The sequence below is a fragment of the Mammaliicoccus sp. Q-M61 genome, from assembly GCF_022386055.1.
GTDB lineage: Bacteria > Bacillota > Bacilli > Staphylococcales > Staphylococcaceae > Mammaliicoccus > Mammaliicoccus sciuri_A.
In genome coordinates this window covers 17,787-32,234 of the sequence record NZ_JAJNJL010000003.1, presented here as the reverse complement: position 1 = coordinate 32,234, position 14,448 = coordinate 17,787, and the positions used below count along the sequence as shown (strand labels likewise).

Below are 14,448 nucleotides of genomic sequence, written 5' to 3'. Positions count from 1 at the left end.
TCAAAATGAATTCGACCACAGTTTATTAATTTATTTTTGAAAATTTATCTTGTCTGTAAACTTTTCGTAAACACAAAGTTCACATTGGTATTTTATAACACAAAAAAAGGCTAATGACAAGCACTAGCCTTTATTTTAAATATTTAATTTTTAAAGTACTCTTTGAATCACACGTTTAGAGTGGATGTATGCTAAGAAGGCAAACAGAATATAGATTAATGAATAAAGTGACATAACGATCAGCACTGGTGTATAGAATGATTGTCCCATAAAGAACCAAGCTGATTTAGCCGCGAAATATCCGTGACATAATCCAATGATTAATGGTAATGCAAAGTTAAAGCCAATTTTTAGTGCAATACCTTTAGACATATCTTTAGATGTATAGCCTAACTTTCTTAAGATATTGTAGTTTGATGTTTCATCTTCCGTTTCATCAATTTGCTTAATGTAAATGATACATCCAGTAGATAGTAAGAATGCGATACCTAAGAATCCAAGAATAAACAGCATAACACCTAGGCTACTTTTAGAGTCATTGTAAATTTCATGATATGACATAGATGACTCGGTTTTACTTTGTACTTTTCCAAAGATTTGCTCTGCTTTCTTAACATCTTTATCATTTGTTAAGTTCACACCAAATTGCTGATTCATGTCGTCATTTCTAGCTTCATGTTTTTTCATTTGGTCGAATGTATGATCTGACACAACATAAACAGGTGCATTATAAGAAACCATTGAAGATAAATAATTTTCTTTACTAATAGATTTCACTTTAAGATGATGTGTTTGATTACCCATTTTGTAAGACATTTTTTCTTCATCATTTACATTAGTGACTCTATCAAGAAGATCATTGAATCCTACAACTGCTACTTCATCGTCTTTCAATTTTATACCTTTAAATTCAGATGCTTTAGCAACTGTTGATGGTGAATTCGGTTCTACTCCTCTAGTTTCATTAGCACCTTCAAGCACTTTTCTATCATCAATAATATAACGTGTCACGTTGTAATTACGTTCTTTATATTGAATGTGCTCAGCATCTAATGCTTTTTTAAATTGTTGATTTGCATCTTTATTTACAAAAATATAATCATCTGGTGATGTACTTCTTGCTGTTTCTTCGGCATTGTAATATTGAACGTAACTCAATGCTAGTAGGCCGACTGACATAGCTGACACTATTGCGATAATTGTCAGCGATAAAGCATTTGTTTTCATTTTGTGCATAATAGATGAAGTTGAAACAACATCTGTTACACTCAGCATGCCTTTTTTATATTTACGAATGGTATTAAATATTAACGAGATTGAACATCTAAAGAGCAAGTATGCACCCACTATTGTTAAGAATAAAATGGTAAGCATTCTTATATATAACGTTGCCATTCCTGCATTACTGAGATTATCGAACATGACACTTGATAAATAATAACCACTTATAATCATGACGATGCCAATTGCACCAAAAATCAATTCATATAGTTTAATTTTCTTAATTTTAGTATCTGTAGCATTGTATTCATGCATAAGTGCTAAAATTGTCTTTCTATTTATAAATATTGCATTTTGAAAAGCGATAATGATATAAATCGCAATCATAAGTACAATCGTTTGAACAAAAGCTTCTATACTAAAATTCAAATGTGCTTCTTGTTGGACGCCGATGATTTTATATAAAATCATCAATAATATTTTAGAAGAGAAAAATCCTAGAATAGATCCAATCACTGCTGTTAATGTGAATAATACAAAATTTTCTAAAGCAAATATTTTAAAGACTTCACGCTTTGTCATACCAATTAATTGGTATAATCCCATTTCTCTCGATCTTCTCTTAATAAAAAGTTTGTTGGCATAAAGTAGAAATATAACGATGATAATCGTCAGTATTGTTACGCCTACTTTAATAGCTGCGCCAACTCTAATACCTGATTGAACACTATTTAAATCTTCAGAGAACCTTAACGTGACAAATCCGAAAAAGAGCATGACACTCATCGTTATTGAAAAGACATACATACTATAATGTCGAATGTTTCGTCTTAAATTCTTAATAACAATTTGATTAAAGCTCATTTACAACACCACCTAACACACTTTGTGTTTTGATGATTTCTTTGTAAAATGTCTCTCTATCATCGTCTCCTTTATAAAGTTCAGAGTAGATCTTTCCATCTTTCAAGAAGATGACTCTGTTTGAATAACTTGCTGCTGATGAATCGTGTGTAACCATAACAATTGTTGATTGTGTCATTTGATTCATTTGATTTAATTTATTCAGTAAATCTGAAGCAGATTTAGAATCTAATGCACCTGTTGGTTCATCAGCAAATATAATAGATGGTTGTGCTATAAACGCTCTTGCAGCTGATGTTCTTTGCTTTTGACCACCAGAGATTTCACTAGGATATTTATTTTGTATATCTAAAATACCTAACGCCTTACTAATTTCTTCAAATCTTACTTGCGCTTCTTTTTTAGAAATTTTTTGAATGGTTAAAGGTAACATGATATTTTCTTGCACGGTAAGCGTATTAAGCAAATTATACTCTTGGAATATAAAGCCCAGCTCTTTTTTTCTGAAATTAGACATTTGTCTATTGTTCATGTTCTGTAGTTGATGACCATTAATTTCAATTTGCCTTGTTGTCGCATAATCAATGGAACTTAATACATTTAACAGTGTCGTCTTTCCTGATCCAGATGGCCCCATAATACTAATGAATTCACCTTTTTCAACAGTCATATCTATTTGTTTCAACACTTCTTGTTGATTTTTTTTAGAACCATAAACTTTAACGAGTTGTTCAGTTTTTAATATACTCATATTCAAAACTCCTTTGTAATTTGTTTATGATTCCATCTTATAGCCTTTTTTACAATTCTTCCTTTGATTCATCGTACATTTTTAAGTTTGAAGTGACATTTTTGTCACTTGATTGTTCTACCGTTGTTAAATCATTTGGTTGTGGGAAAATAAGCAATACTGTCGTTCCTTCACCATAAGTAGATTTCACATTGACTTTAATACTTAGTCCTTCAGTAATTTCTTTAACTAAATAAAGCCCCATTCCTGTGGCTGTTGACTCACGTCTATTTGTCGTTGAAGTAAAGCCTCTTTCAAAAATACGTGGTAAGTCTCGCGCTTTTATACCTCTCCCAAAATCTTGAATTTTCAAGTATGTTTGACCATGCTGTTCATAAGTTGAAATGATAATATCTTTATTCTCCGTATATTTCAGAGCATTACTTATAAGTTGTCTAATGACTGTACGACACCATTTCTCATCTGTATAAACTTTTTCATCTTCAATTTGTATATCATACCCTATGCCTTTAGCCATGCTAATATTACGTGCATGTTGAATTTCTTTTATAACCATCTCTTTTAAAGCATAATGTCCAAAATAAAAATCATTACTTTTAGAGCTTAAACGTCTAATATAAAGTTGCTGATCCAGTAAGTAGTCGATTCTGCTCCACTCATATAATAAATTCTTTTTTAAATCTTGTTCTTCAATTTGGTCTAATAATAATTTCATTGCTGTGATGGGTGTTTTAACTTCATGTATCCAATCTAGCAAATCATTTTTAGTCGCTTGTATTTCTTTATTTTGGTTATGAATGGTACGTCTCGTACGTTCATCATAAAGTTGAATATAATCAAAAACGATCTTTTCATATGTTGATTGATTCAATTCTTTATGTTCAATTTCTTTAATCGGTATATCATTTTTTAATGCACTATAAAATCTTGTTTCTCGCGTGTAAATCAACCATATAAACACGATAAAAATAATCAAATTTATACCTATTAAGTACAAAGCGCTTTTAAAAGAAAAGGCAACATCTAACCAGCTCGTAAGCAGTATAGTAACTTGCATGATTATAAACAGTAATATCCAAATCCATCTTTCTTTCAGAAACGATTTGATCATTTTATCCCTCCGGCTCGTGCGCAATATAGCCTTTACCTACTTTCGTTTCAATTAAATCATTGAAGCCAATTTCAGTAAGTTTCTTTCTTAGGCGATTAACATTAACAGTTAATGTATTGTCACTCACAAATTGTTCATCATCCCATAAAGCAGTAATAATCGTATCTCTACTCACGATTTCATTCTTATGATTCAACAGAATTTCTAAAATAAACATTTCATTTTTAGTTAACGAAATTTCAATATCGTTCTTTTCAATAATATGTTTACCATAATCAACGCGTGCTTTATGCCATAACTTAATTCTAGGCTCATCTTTATTATATTGATAAACCCTTCTATAAATTGCTTGAAGTTTGGCAACTAGCACTTCTGTGTGAAATGGTTTCTGTATAAAGTCATCCGCACCTAGTTCCATACTCATGACTTGGTCCATCGGGTGGTCCCTTGATGATAAGAATACGATCGGTATATTAGACTGTTTTCTAATCGCACGACACCAATAGAATCCATCATATTGAGGTAACTGTATATCTATAATGACCATGTCTGGTTGCAATGCTTTATATTCTTCAAACACTGCACCAAAATCATTTATGCCATGTACTGACCAATCCCATTTCTCTAGTTGTTGCTTCATAGCATTAAATAAAGTTTCATCATCTTCAATTATTAGTAATTCCATACTATCCCTCTACTTTGTATATTTTTTAACTTCGCCTGCTATACTGCGTAGTTGAAAATCTTTAATTCTACAATCAACTTCAAACCCCTTCATCGTTACATTATGAATAGGAGCTTGTGATAAATAATATATACTCCAAGGTAATCTCGGTACGTAATTAAATAAATGAACCATAAATTCATTTGTTAATCTTAACTTTCTAAATTCTAACATGCCATTATCTTCATATAAATCTACAGTAAGTGAACCGCCGATAACTTTGAACTGTATAATATCTTCGTCAATATTTGGATGTACTCTTTTTAATTTTAATAATGGTTTACTGCGATGTTGAAAATAAACATAATAAATATCTCCAATTAATTCTGTTCTCACTAACGTGCCACTTGTTTCTTGTAACCATTGGAAATAGTATTTCACAACATCTTCTAAATCCCATTTATAAGGAATGGGCATTCTATCAACACTTCTAACATCATCTATTTTAGACTTCTGTAATTCTATCGATACAGCTGGTCGCTTAATAGATTGTTCTGTCACTTGAACTTCAATTCCCGTTGAACTTAATATTTCCATCGTTTCTATATCAAAAGGCGAACCTTTAATGTATATAATTTTTTTAACATTATTGACTTTACATGCTTTTGCCATATTATGACTCGCGATAATATTTAAATTACGTGCAGTACTTTGAGTTAACTTCGCTGATTTCTTGTTTGGATCTAAATAATAAATTGCAATATCAATACCTTTTAAAGCTTCAATCATATCTTTAAGTACAAAAATATCGCATTTTCTCCATGTAACTTCATCATCTATCATCATATCTGATTTATACTTTGTAATCGTATATAGATTGCCGACATCTTTTAATGTACTGATTAAATGCTTGCCTATATACCCTGATCCACCTGAGATGAGTACATTCGCTTTCATTTTAAGCACTCCTTTATATTCGGACTTTACATATGTGTTATACTATTTATAACTTATTGTTTAATTACCATAAATATACCACTGATTGTAATTTATAAATAGAAATAGGAGACATTTTATGAAAGAAATCATACGCGAAATTCGAATAAATGATGTTGAAAACTTTAATAAATTGTTAGATAGTGTGATTAATCAATCCGAATATTTACTCTTTAATCCAGGAGAACATCAAATATCTATACAAAACCAAACTTTATTTCTAGAAGAAATGATTACGACAAGTAACTCTACAATCATTGTTGCAGAATTAAATGATACATTAATTGGTTATGTAACGATCCAAGGTGGCAAAACGAATCGAAATCGTCATGCCGCAAAAATTGCTATGGGTCTACTTCCGACATTTAGAAATAAAGGAATTGGATTTAAACTACTTCAAGAAACCGAAGCTTGGGCAGTGAGAAGACAACTGCATAGACTAGAGTTAACAGTCGTTACGGAGAACGAACCAGCATACCGATTATACGAGAAATTCGGTTTTAAAGTAGAAGGAAAGAAAGAACAAACATTGTATTTTAATGATAAATATTACGATGAATTTATGATGGCAAAATTATTATAAAAAAAGGCAAACTCATCACGTATTTCGCGTAGTTTGCCTTTTTTATTATTTATCTTTTTTAATCACTGTTTCAGAATCTTGATTCGCATTGTTTTCATATGGAGACTGTTTCGTATTAGCCCCTAGAAACATCATGACGTTATTATAATTCTTCTTAGATTCTTTCAAGTTCATATGGAATTGATATTGATGACGTAAGCCGTGCGTACCATCAAAGAATGTTGTAGTCGTTTGAACACCTTGCTTTTTAAGGACTTCATCAAACTCTCTATTTTGTGGATCAAATGGGTCAGCATCTCCCACTGTTAAAAATGTAGGTGGATACTCTTTTGTCACTTGATCAACGGTAGATAGTTGATTAATTCTCGCAAAGTTCTTTTCCCATTCTTTAGTACCCGTATAACTTGTCATAAATAAATCAATTCTTGGAAATTCTGTAGATCTCACTGTTTGCATATTATATAACCCACCAAAAAGAATGGCAGCTTTTAAATAATCTTTTTTAATACTTGGCTTCATACGCATTTGCTGTTGCAATTTATCATTTGTTTGTAAAGCCACATATTGACTGGCAATTTGTGCACCTGCAGAATCTCCGCCATATATAATTTGTTTATAGTCGATATTAAATTTATTTCTATGTTTTAATGTATATTTAGTTGCTTGATCTAATTGCTGTATTGGTGTCGGATATTGGTAATCAGGTGCTAAAGCATAATTTACATTTACGATGATATATCCTTTTTCAGCAATTTGTGCTAAGTATGGATTCTTATGTCTTTTGTCTCCCGCTATAAAACCACCACCATGCGTCCAAAATATGACTGGCAGTTTCTCACCTTTTTTCATTCTTGAAGGCATAATAATATCCATTTGACTATTTGGTGCACTATGACCATAAGATACATCACGTATCAATTTTACTTTCTTATTGTTTAGTAATAATTGATTGGCTCTTTGAGCTTGTAATTGTGCTTCCCTTTCTTTATGTTCCTGATATTTGTTATAACCGTAAAATCCACTTACAACAACGATAATCGCTACAATCAAAATAAACAATCGTCGTTTTTTTCTTTTCATATGTTCACTTCCTCATGTAAGAAGATAGTTTAACATATTCAATTATTTTATGCGATATGTTTTTTGTTATCACTTTTACGACTAACATATTTAACAACAATGGCAGCACAAATCACTAAACCTATTACACCCATAGCTGGATATAATTTATCAATCAGTGATGAGAAACCTACAAAGCTTAAGCCATAAGCGATTACCATAGATATCGTCAGTAATACAACGTATTTTTTAGAAAATGGTACAGTAAACCTTGCTGTAAATGAGTACATAAGTCCTAAAATCGTGTTGTACATAACCATAAGCATAATTACTGATAATGCAAATCCAATAATAGGTGAAATTGTTCTAGCGAGTTCTAACGTTGGTATCTCAATATCTTTAATATTAGGATATTCAACTAATAATCCAGCATTGATAAGTGCTAATAATATTAAATATATCACACCGCCGATAATGCCACCTAATCCTGAAATACGACGTTTATCAGCATCGCCACCAATGGCAACTAATGTACTAAATCCTACTGAGAACGCTAAACCACCATAAATAAATCCTTGAACAATTCCCCAGAAAAGACTTGGTGATTCAACCGTATCGTTAATTTCAGAAATTCCTACTTGACCATTTACAAAAAAGTAACCTGCTATTATTAATATGACAATGATTAAAAATGGTGTGACGACACCTAGTGCTTTTACTATTTTATCGAAGTCTAATAAAAGCGTGATATAAATAAAAATACACATAATTAAAGCACCTAACCAAGTTGGCACCCCAAAACTTTCATTAAATGCTGATCCAGCACCAGCTATCATCGTTACTGATATACCAAATAAGAAAAATATTAATACATAATCTATAACGATACCTGCTTTACCAAATAAATAGTTAATCGTTGAGCTATGATCATCTGCATCGAGTGCCGTACCAATCTTAGCTACTTGTCTACCAAAAAACGCCAACATTATACCAGATATAATAACTCCTATATACCCGTATAAACCATAGTGGGTAAAGAATTTCATTACCTCTTGCCCTGTCGAGAACCCTGCACCTACAACGACCCCCACATAAGCAAACCCTATTTTTGTTGCTTCTTTCAAATTTGACACAAACTTTCCTCCTCATAATTTTGTTCAACATAATGATGTATACCCACTATTCACGAAAGTATTCCAAAAATTAAGAGCAAGACTATAAAAGTCCTGCTCTTTTTCATATATATTTATGAATTTTCTTTAATTGATTGACTATAATTCGCTCTTGTAACTGTCAATCCGACAATGATTACTAAAGCGAGTAATACAATACCAAACCAGTATGACTGATGAATACCTTGCGTCATAGCATGATTGATTTGATCAACTGTAGGATTCTTAATACCTTCTAATGCGGCTCTTTGTCCACCGTTCATAATACTTACAAAAATCGCAATCCCTAATGCGCCACCTATTGGCTGTAACATATTGGATACAGCTGTACCATGTGGATACATTTCTTTTGGTAAAGCGTTTAATGCGTTTGTATTAGCCGGCATCAATACTGCAGAAATACTAATCATTAAAATAATATATACAATAACAAATATCCAAACTGAAATACCCGGATGAATGGTTGAATAAAATATTGAAACACATAACAGCACAATTAACCCTGGTACAACTAGTTTTCTTGGACCAACTTTATCAAATATGGCACCCATAAATGGTGATAAGAAACCATTTAATAAAGCACCTGGTAATAAGATCAATCCAGCAACTTTAGCACTGAATCCCATTGGACCTTGCAAGTACATAGGCATCACAATTTCAGAAGCAAACATTGTCATAATTACAACAACGAAAATAATAACACCCTTTGTATAGTTATGGTATTTAAATACTTTCAAATCTAATAAAGGTTCTTCTAATTTAAGTTGTCTAAAGACAAATAGTATCATCGCAATAACACCAATGATAAGCGTGATGTAAATTGAAGGGCTTGAGAAGCCACCTTCAGTAGTACTTACCGATGAAACACTATATATAATAGTTGCAATACCAATTGTTGATAAAATGATTGAGAAGACATCAATTTTCGGTCTCGTAATTTCACCAACATTTTGTAAATATCTATATGCGAATATAAATGTAAATAGCATGAATGGGATAACGATTAAAAATAACCATCTCCATCCTAAATAATCAACAATAACACCTGATAACGTTGGTCCTAATGCAGGTGCAAACATAATGACTAATCCGAATTGACCCATAATTTTCCCGCGTTCGCTCTCATTGTATAGCATGAGCATTGCATTCATGACAGTTGGAATCATAAGTCCCGTTCCAGCTGCTTGAATCATTCTACCTACTAATAACATTGGGAAGTTAACGGCTAACCCGGCAGTTAAAGTCCCGATAGAAAATATTGTTACTAACCCTAAAAATAACCGTCTCGTTGTAAACCATTGATTTACCACTGCTGACAATGGTGTTAGTACACCCATTACTAACATGAAACCAGTTGCCATCCATTGGACAGTTGGTGCATCTACATCAAATACTGACATTAATTCTTTTAATGCAATATTTAAGAGCGTTTCATTTAAAATCATGAAAAATGTACCAACTAAAAAGACAATCATAATTATTTTTCTTTTAAACTGATTCTCCATTTTTTTCTCCTAAATTTTATTTTGTAACTTGTCTATAATGACATAAAAAATAAACCTAGTCAAAAGACTAGGTTTATGCATTTTGAGATTTGGATAGTTGTGAAAAATCTACCACAACTTGGTCCATTCTCTTAGCTGTTTCTTTCATTATATTTCTAGCAACTTTATTTTCAGGGTCTATCTTAAGTATTTGCTTACTTATATCAAAAGCTTGTTTGTCAGAAAGTAAAGGTTCCGGTATAGCATGTAATAGAAGCATTTGTAATAAACTCTTAACTTCTTTATGATCTGTTAAAATCATTGATCTTTCAGCATGATAATAAGCTGAATGAAATGCGCCATCATGTTCACTATATGGATAAACGTGTAACAAGAATGCTAAGTCATGAAGTTCACTCGTTTCTTCCTTCTTAATACAGTCTAATATAAATGTATAAAACATCGTACTTTCTTCTTCGTGAGCTGCTGAAATAAAGTGTTCTTCAAATTCTAAGAAATCCACTTCGGACATCAATCTATATGCAGTATCAAATTCGCCACTTAATATATGACCTTTAATCAAATCCTTCATTCAATGTCCTCCTTTTCTCTCTATGCAACATTCACATTCATTTCAATGTTAAATTTTTAAAGTCAAAAATATTATAACATGTTTTGTAATAAATTACCTTTAAAATAGAAAACCAACTTAAATTTTAAAATATAAATGATGATGATACTTGCATCGGTGATTAAAGCGAGCATCACAATTTGGGCATACCTCTTTTAACATATAATCATTGATGGACATCGTTTCTTTACAAACGCCACATAGTATCGCGTGTTCATCAAATTCAGATTGATCCCATCTCTTAATGTCATGCTTTTCACATTCATTATGGCACTTGTAACAAGGATAGAATTTATCACAACATTTAAATTTAATCGCGATGATATCTAGCGGCGTTTGATAATGTTCACATCTAGATTCATTATCTACAGTTAAGCCATGTATTTTCACCATAGTATCCTCCAAAAAATTTACTTTAAGTGAACATCTCACAATTATAGCTATTTTGTCAATTTATAATGATTTGACAGATACCATAAATTTTAATAAGATTAACATATGAACATATATTCATATGTTAGGAGAATAATATGACTACAAATACTATTTTAGATGATGAAACATTATTACTTGTATCACAAACTTTTAAAGCATTAAGCGATCCAACTCGCGTAAAGATATTACATTTATTATGTACCGGTCGACATTCTGTAGGTTGTATAGCTGAAACACTTTCACTAAGTCAATCTTCCGTATCGCACCAATTAAGATTTTTAAAGAATCTTAGGCTTGTTAAATTTGAACGTGAAGGTAAAAGTATTTATTACTCAATCGATGATGATCACGTTATCTTATTATTAAAACAAGCTATCGAGCATGCCAAACATTAACAATTTAGGAGGTGTTTTCATGGGACATGAACATCATGGACATGACCACAACCATGTTCATACAAACAATAAAAAGATACTACTCATTTCATTTATTATCATTGCTGTATTTATGATAGTTGAAGTGATTGGTGGATATATTACAAATAGTTTAGCTTTACTATCAGATGCTGGACATATGCTAAGCGATGCCATTTCACTCTTTATTGCATTAATGGCATTTAAATTTGGTGAACGTGTTGCCAATAAGAATAAGACATATGGCTACAAGAGATTTGAAATTTTAGCAGCTTTAATTAATGGTGTCTTGTTAATTGCTATTAGTATATATATCTTTTATGAAGCTATTTCTAGATTTATAGATCCACCAGAAGTCGCTTCCACAGGCATGTTAATCATAAGTACAATCGGTTTACTTGTGAATATTTTCATAGCTTGGTTAATGTTTAAAGGGTCTGATACGAAAGACAACTTAAATATGCGTGGTGCTTTCATTCATGTACTCGGAGATTTATTAGGTTCAGTTGGCGCAATCGTAGCAGCACTCATTATGATTGCATTCGGTTGGAAATTAGCTGACCCGATAGCAAGTGTTATTGTGGCACTATTAATTATTAGAAGCGGATATGGTGTTACGAAGTCTGCATTAAATGTACTGATGGAAGGCACACCATCAAATATCGATGTTCATGAAATCTCAGAAACAATCAAGTCACATCCAGATATTATAGAAGTACATGATTTGCATATATGGTCCATTACAAGTGATTTAACAGCCTTAAGTTGCCATGCAGTCGTAGATAAAGATAAGACTGTGGAGGAATGTGACAGTATAATAGAAGAAATCAATCATAAACTAATTCATAAATCTATACATCACGCAACAATACAATTAGAAACACCAGATCATCAGCATGACAGTTCCCTACTCTGTTGCATGGAACAAACAGAACACGTACATTAGAAAAACTAGAACATTTAGGTATATATACCTAATTTGTTCTAGTTTTTTTACTTTATATAATTTGGTATAGGAATCTCTCTCAGTCTTCGTGCGATACACCTTGATTTTGTACCCTAGCGCACGATATCTCTCAGTCTTCGTGCGATACACCTTGATTTTGTACCCAAGCGCACGATATCTCTCAGTCTTCGTGCGCCACACCCCGATTTTGTACCCTAGCGCACGATATCTTTCAGTCTTCGTGCGATACACCCTTATTTTGTACCTTAGCGCACGATATCTTTCAGTCTTCGTGCGCCACACCCTTATTTTGTACCCTAGCGCACGATATCTCTCAGTCTTCGTGCGCCATACCTGGATTCAGTACCCCATCACACTATTCAAACTCAAATTTATGATATGCATTAACTTACTTATAATATACTTTAGTATTTCCTTGTGTAATCATTTTAAAATGTCCTTTCATAATATATGAAAGTGTATTTCTATGTACATCATTACACCACTTCCTTGCTTCTTTCATATTGAATGGTGCTCCTTTCAAATACATTAATTCGTCTAAAGTTTTTAAAATAAGTTCTTTTCTAGGTATCTCATTAAAACAGTTAGAACAAGTGATTATTTTCTTTTTATTTTTCAGTGGTGTATCTATTATATTGTTACATTGTGTACATCTTATACCAGGTTTTAATTTGTTGAATTCATAATTCGGATATTGATGATAATCATCTTCAAAAGGTGTATGGAGATTTTGTAATGTGGTTTTTATTATAGAATTATTTGGAGAGTTATTGTTTTTAAGGAGATGTCTTACTTTATTTAACTGGTTTGGTAAAATAATTGTTTCTTCATCTATTTTACCTTTCATACTAAAATTTCCGTTAATAAATATTATATAGCTTTTTATAGTTCTTTCTATATCTAATTTATCAAGTACTTTATTTAGAATATAGTCATTTCTATCTAATTGAGCTAACGGATATTTAATTACAAAGCCGTTATCACAAATCAAATTACCATTATTAAATTCATATTTACCAAAATAATTTTTGATTTCGAATTGATAGATAATCTTATCAGTAATAACTATAAAATCAAATTGATAATTTTGAGTACTCTGAAGTTGTAAATCATATATAAACTCTAATTGATCAATAGAGTTTAATATTTCCAAAAACTTCCTTTCACCTTCTTTTCCTTTTTTATATGTTTCATATTTTTGAATATCTTGAGGACTTATGTATGTTCTACCTATAAGAGATTCAATCACTGAATAATAGTTCTTTTTCAATGGTTCACCTTCTTTATAAGTTTATTCATTTCCATTTTAATCCATCTCAGTAAAAAAATCAGCCACAACATCAATGTTGTGGCTGTTTTCTTCTATATGAATGACTCAAATATTAATTGTTTGCCTGGTACTTTCTTATCATCGAATCCTTCTAAGAATGGTTGATTATCATAAGGTACTTTGACTCTTTCTACGTTTATGGCACCATCTTTAACTTCTACTATGCCATACACTGCGTATGCACCGTTATTTAACCCTACTGACCCCGGATTAAAATATATTGTTTCTATATCATCAAAGTGATGTAACACGTGATTATGTCCGAATGTAACAAAATCTGCATCTACGCCGTTAAATAGTCCGTGTACATGTTCTAACGAAGGATCTACGATTGGTTCAAATGGATCTTCACTAATATGCTTATCCATATTTTCATCGAGTATTCGATAATGTGTGAAATAAAATTTTAAACCGTCTATTTCTTTTGTAACTTCACGTTTAAGGTCATTTAAAAAGGTATAATATTTACTGTCTAAATGTTCTACTATCCATTGATGATGTTCATAGAACTTACTTTTCAAACTTTCTGGATATGGTTCGTTGTTAACGACTGACATAATCGCTTCGTCATGATTACCTGCAATGTATGTCATATCTTTTCTGCTTGTAACTGCTTCAAGAACTTCGTTTGTACAATGGCCAACACCAATATTATCACCTAAGTTATAAATGTGATCTATATCCGTTCGATTATCGATATCTGAAAGTACCGCGTTTAATGCATCGATATTTCCATGTATATCTGTCAAAATTGCGAATTTAACCAT

The 14,448-nt window shown here is 31.7% G+C and carries 15 protein-coding genes; 3 read left to right on the top strand and 12 right to left on the bottom strand.

Annotation, left to right across the window (positions count from 1 at the left end):
* Positions 1-150: 150 nt before the first annotated feature.
* From LQ677_RS05520 to LQ677_RS05500, 5 genes are read right to left on the bottom strand one after another with little or no spacing between them, the layout of a single operon-like run.
* Positions 151-2,085 carry an ABC transporter permease gene (locus tag LQ677_RS05520; protein WP_159316329.1) on the bottom strand — a complete coding sequence of 645 codons (1,935 nt, stop codon included), beginning with the start codon at positions 2,083-2,085 and terminating at the stop codon, positions 151-153.
* A complete protein-coding gene (locus LQ677_RS05515; protein ID WP_239748158.1) occupies positions 2,075-2,836 on the bottom strand; it encodes an ABC transporter ATP-binding protein in 762 nt (253 codons plus the stop codon). Before LQ677_RS05515 ends, LQ677_RS05520 begins: the two co-directional genes overlap by 11 nt.
* A 49-nt stretch (positions 2,837-2,885) precedes the next feature.
* Positions 2,886-3,947: a sensor histidine kinase gene (locus tag LQ677_RS05510; protein WP_239748157.1), complete on the bottom strand. Its 1,062-nt coding sequence runs from the start codon at positions 3,945-3,947 to the stop codon at positions 2,886-2,888.
* 1 nt (position 3,948) lies between these two features.
* Positions 3,949-4,632 carry a response regulator transcription factor gene (locus LQ677_RS05505; RefSeq protein ID WP_037590008.1) on the bottom strand — a complete coding sequence of 228 codons (684 nt, stop codon included), beginning with the start codon at positions 4,630-4,632 and terminating at the stop codon, positions 3,949-3,951.
* Between the two features lie 9 nt (positions 4,633-4,641).
* Entirely contained in the window at positions 4,642-5,568 is a 927-nt protein-coding gene (locus LQ677_RS05500) for an NAD-dependent epimerase/dehydratase family protein (protein WP_191836090.1), read from the bottom strand.
* A 118-nt stretch (positions 5,569-5,686) separates the two neighbouring features.
* Here LQ677_RS05500 and LQ677_RS05495 point away from each other — a divergent pair, with 118 nt between their 5' ends.
* Positions 5,687-6,190 carry a GNAT family N-acetyltransferase gene (locus LQ677_RS05495; protein ID WP_025907393.1) on the top strand — a complete coding sequence of 168 codons (504 nt, stop codon included), beginning with the start codon at positions 5,687-5,689 and terminating at the stop codon, positions 6,188-6,190.
* Positions 6,191-6,235: 45 nt separating this feature from the next.
* On the opposite strand, the gene LQ677_RS05490 is transcribed toward LQ677_RS05495, so the two are convergent.
* The 5 genes from LQ677_RS05490 to LQ677_RS05470 form a co-directional block, all read right to left on the bottom strand.
* On the bottom strand, positions 6,236-7,270 hold the full coding sequence (locus LQ677_RS05490) for an alpha/beta hydrolase (RefSeq protein ID WP_103362107.1): 1,035 nt from the start codon (positions 7,268-7,270) through the stop codon (positions 6,236-6,238).
* Between the two features lie 47 nt (positions 7,271-7,317).
* The gene (locus LQ677_RS05485) at positions 7,318-8,382 is read right to left on the bottom strand and encodes a YkvI family membrane protein (RefSeq protein ID WP_239748156.1); all 1,065 of its coding nucleotides are present in this window, start codon (positions 8,380-8,382) and stop codon (positions 7,318-7,320) included.
* Between the two features lie 113 nt (positions 8,383-8,495).
* Entirely contained in the window at positions 8,496-9,926 is a 1,431-nt protein-coding gene (locus LQ677_RS05480) for an MDR family MFS transporter (RefSeq protein ID WP_037590016.1), read from the bottom strand.
* A 73-nt stretch (positions 9,927-9,999) separates the two neighbouring features.
* A complete protein-coding gene (locus LQ677_RS05475; RefSeq protein ID WP_037590018.1) occupies positions 10,000-10,497 on the bottom strand; it encodes a hypothetical protein in 498 nt (165 codons plus the stop codon).
* A 117-nt stretch (positions 10,498-10,614) separates the two neighbouring features.
* Positions 10,615-10,929 carry a CHY zinc finger protein gene (locus LQ677_RS05470; protein ID WP_025907402.1) on the bottom strand — a complete coding sequence of 105 codons (315 nt, stop codon included), beginning with the start codon at positions 10,927-10,929 and terminating at the stop codon, positions 10,615-10,617.
* Between the two features lie 137 nt (positions 10,930-11,066).
* Between LQ677_RS05470 and LQ677_RS05465 the strand changes: the two genes are divergently transcribed.
* Positions 11,067-11,366: an ArsR/SmtB family transcription factor gene (locus LQ677_RS05465; RefSeq protein WP_025907403.1), complete on the top strand. Its 300-nt coding sequence runs from the start codon at positions 11,067-11,069 to the stop codon at positions 11,364-11,366.
* Between the two features lie 19 nt (positions 11,367-11,385).
* The gene (locus tag LQ677_RS05460) at positions 11,386-12,330 is read left to right on the top strand and encodes a cation diffusion facilitator family transporter (RefSeq protein ID WP_191836087.1); all 945 of its coding nucleotides are present in this window, start codon (positions 11,386-11,388) and stop codon (positions 12,328-12,330) included.
* A 409-nt stretch (positions 12,331-12,739) separates the two neighbouring features.
* Here the strand turns inward: LQ677_RS05460 and LQ677_RS05455 are convergent, their stop codons facing one another.
* A complete protein-coding gene (locus tag LQ677_RS05455; RefSeq protein ID WP_239748155.1) occupies positions 12,740-13,621 on the bottom strand; it encodes a nuclease-related domain-containing protein in 882 nt (293 codons plus the stop codon).
* 92 nt (positions 13,622-13,713) lie between these two features.
* Positions 13,714-14,448: a metallophosphoesterase family protein gene (locus LQ677_RS05450; protein ID WP_159316325.1), complete on the bottom strand. Its 735-nt coding sequence runs from the start codon at positions 14,446-14,448 to the stop codon at positions 13,714-13,716.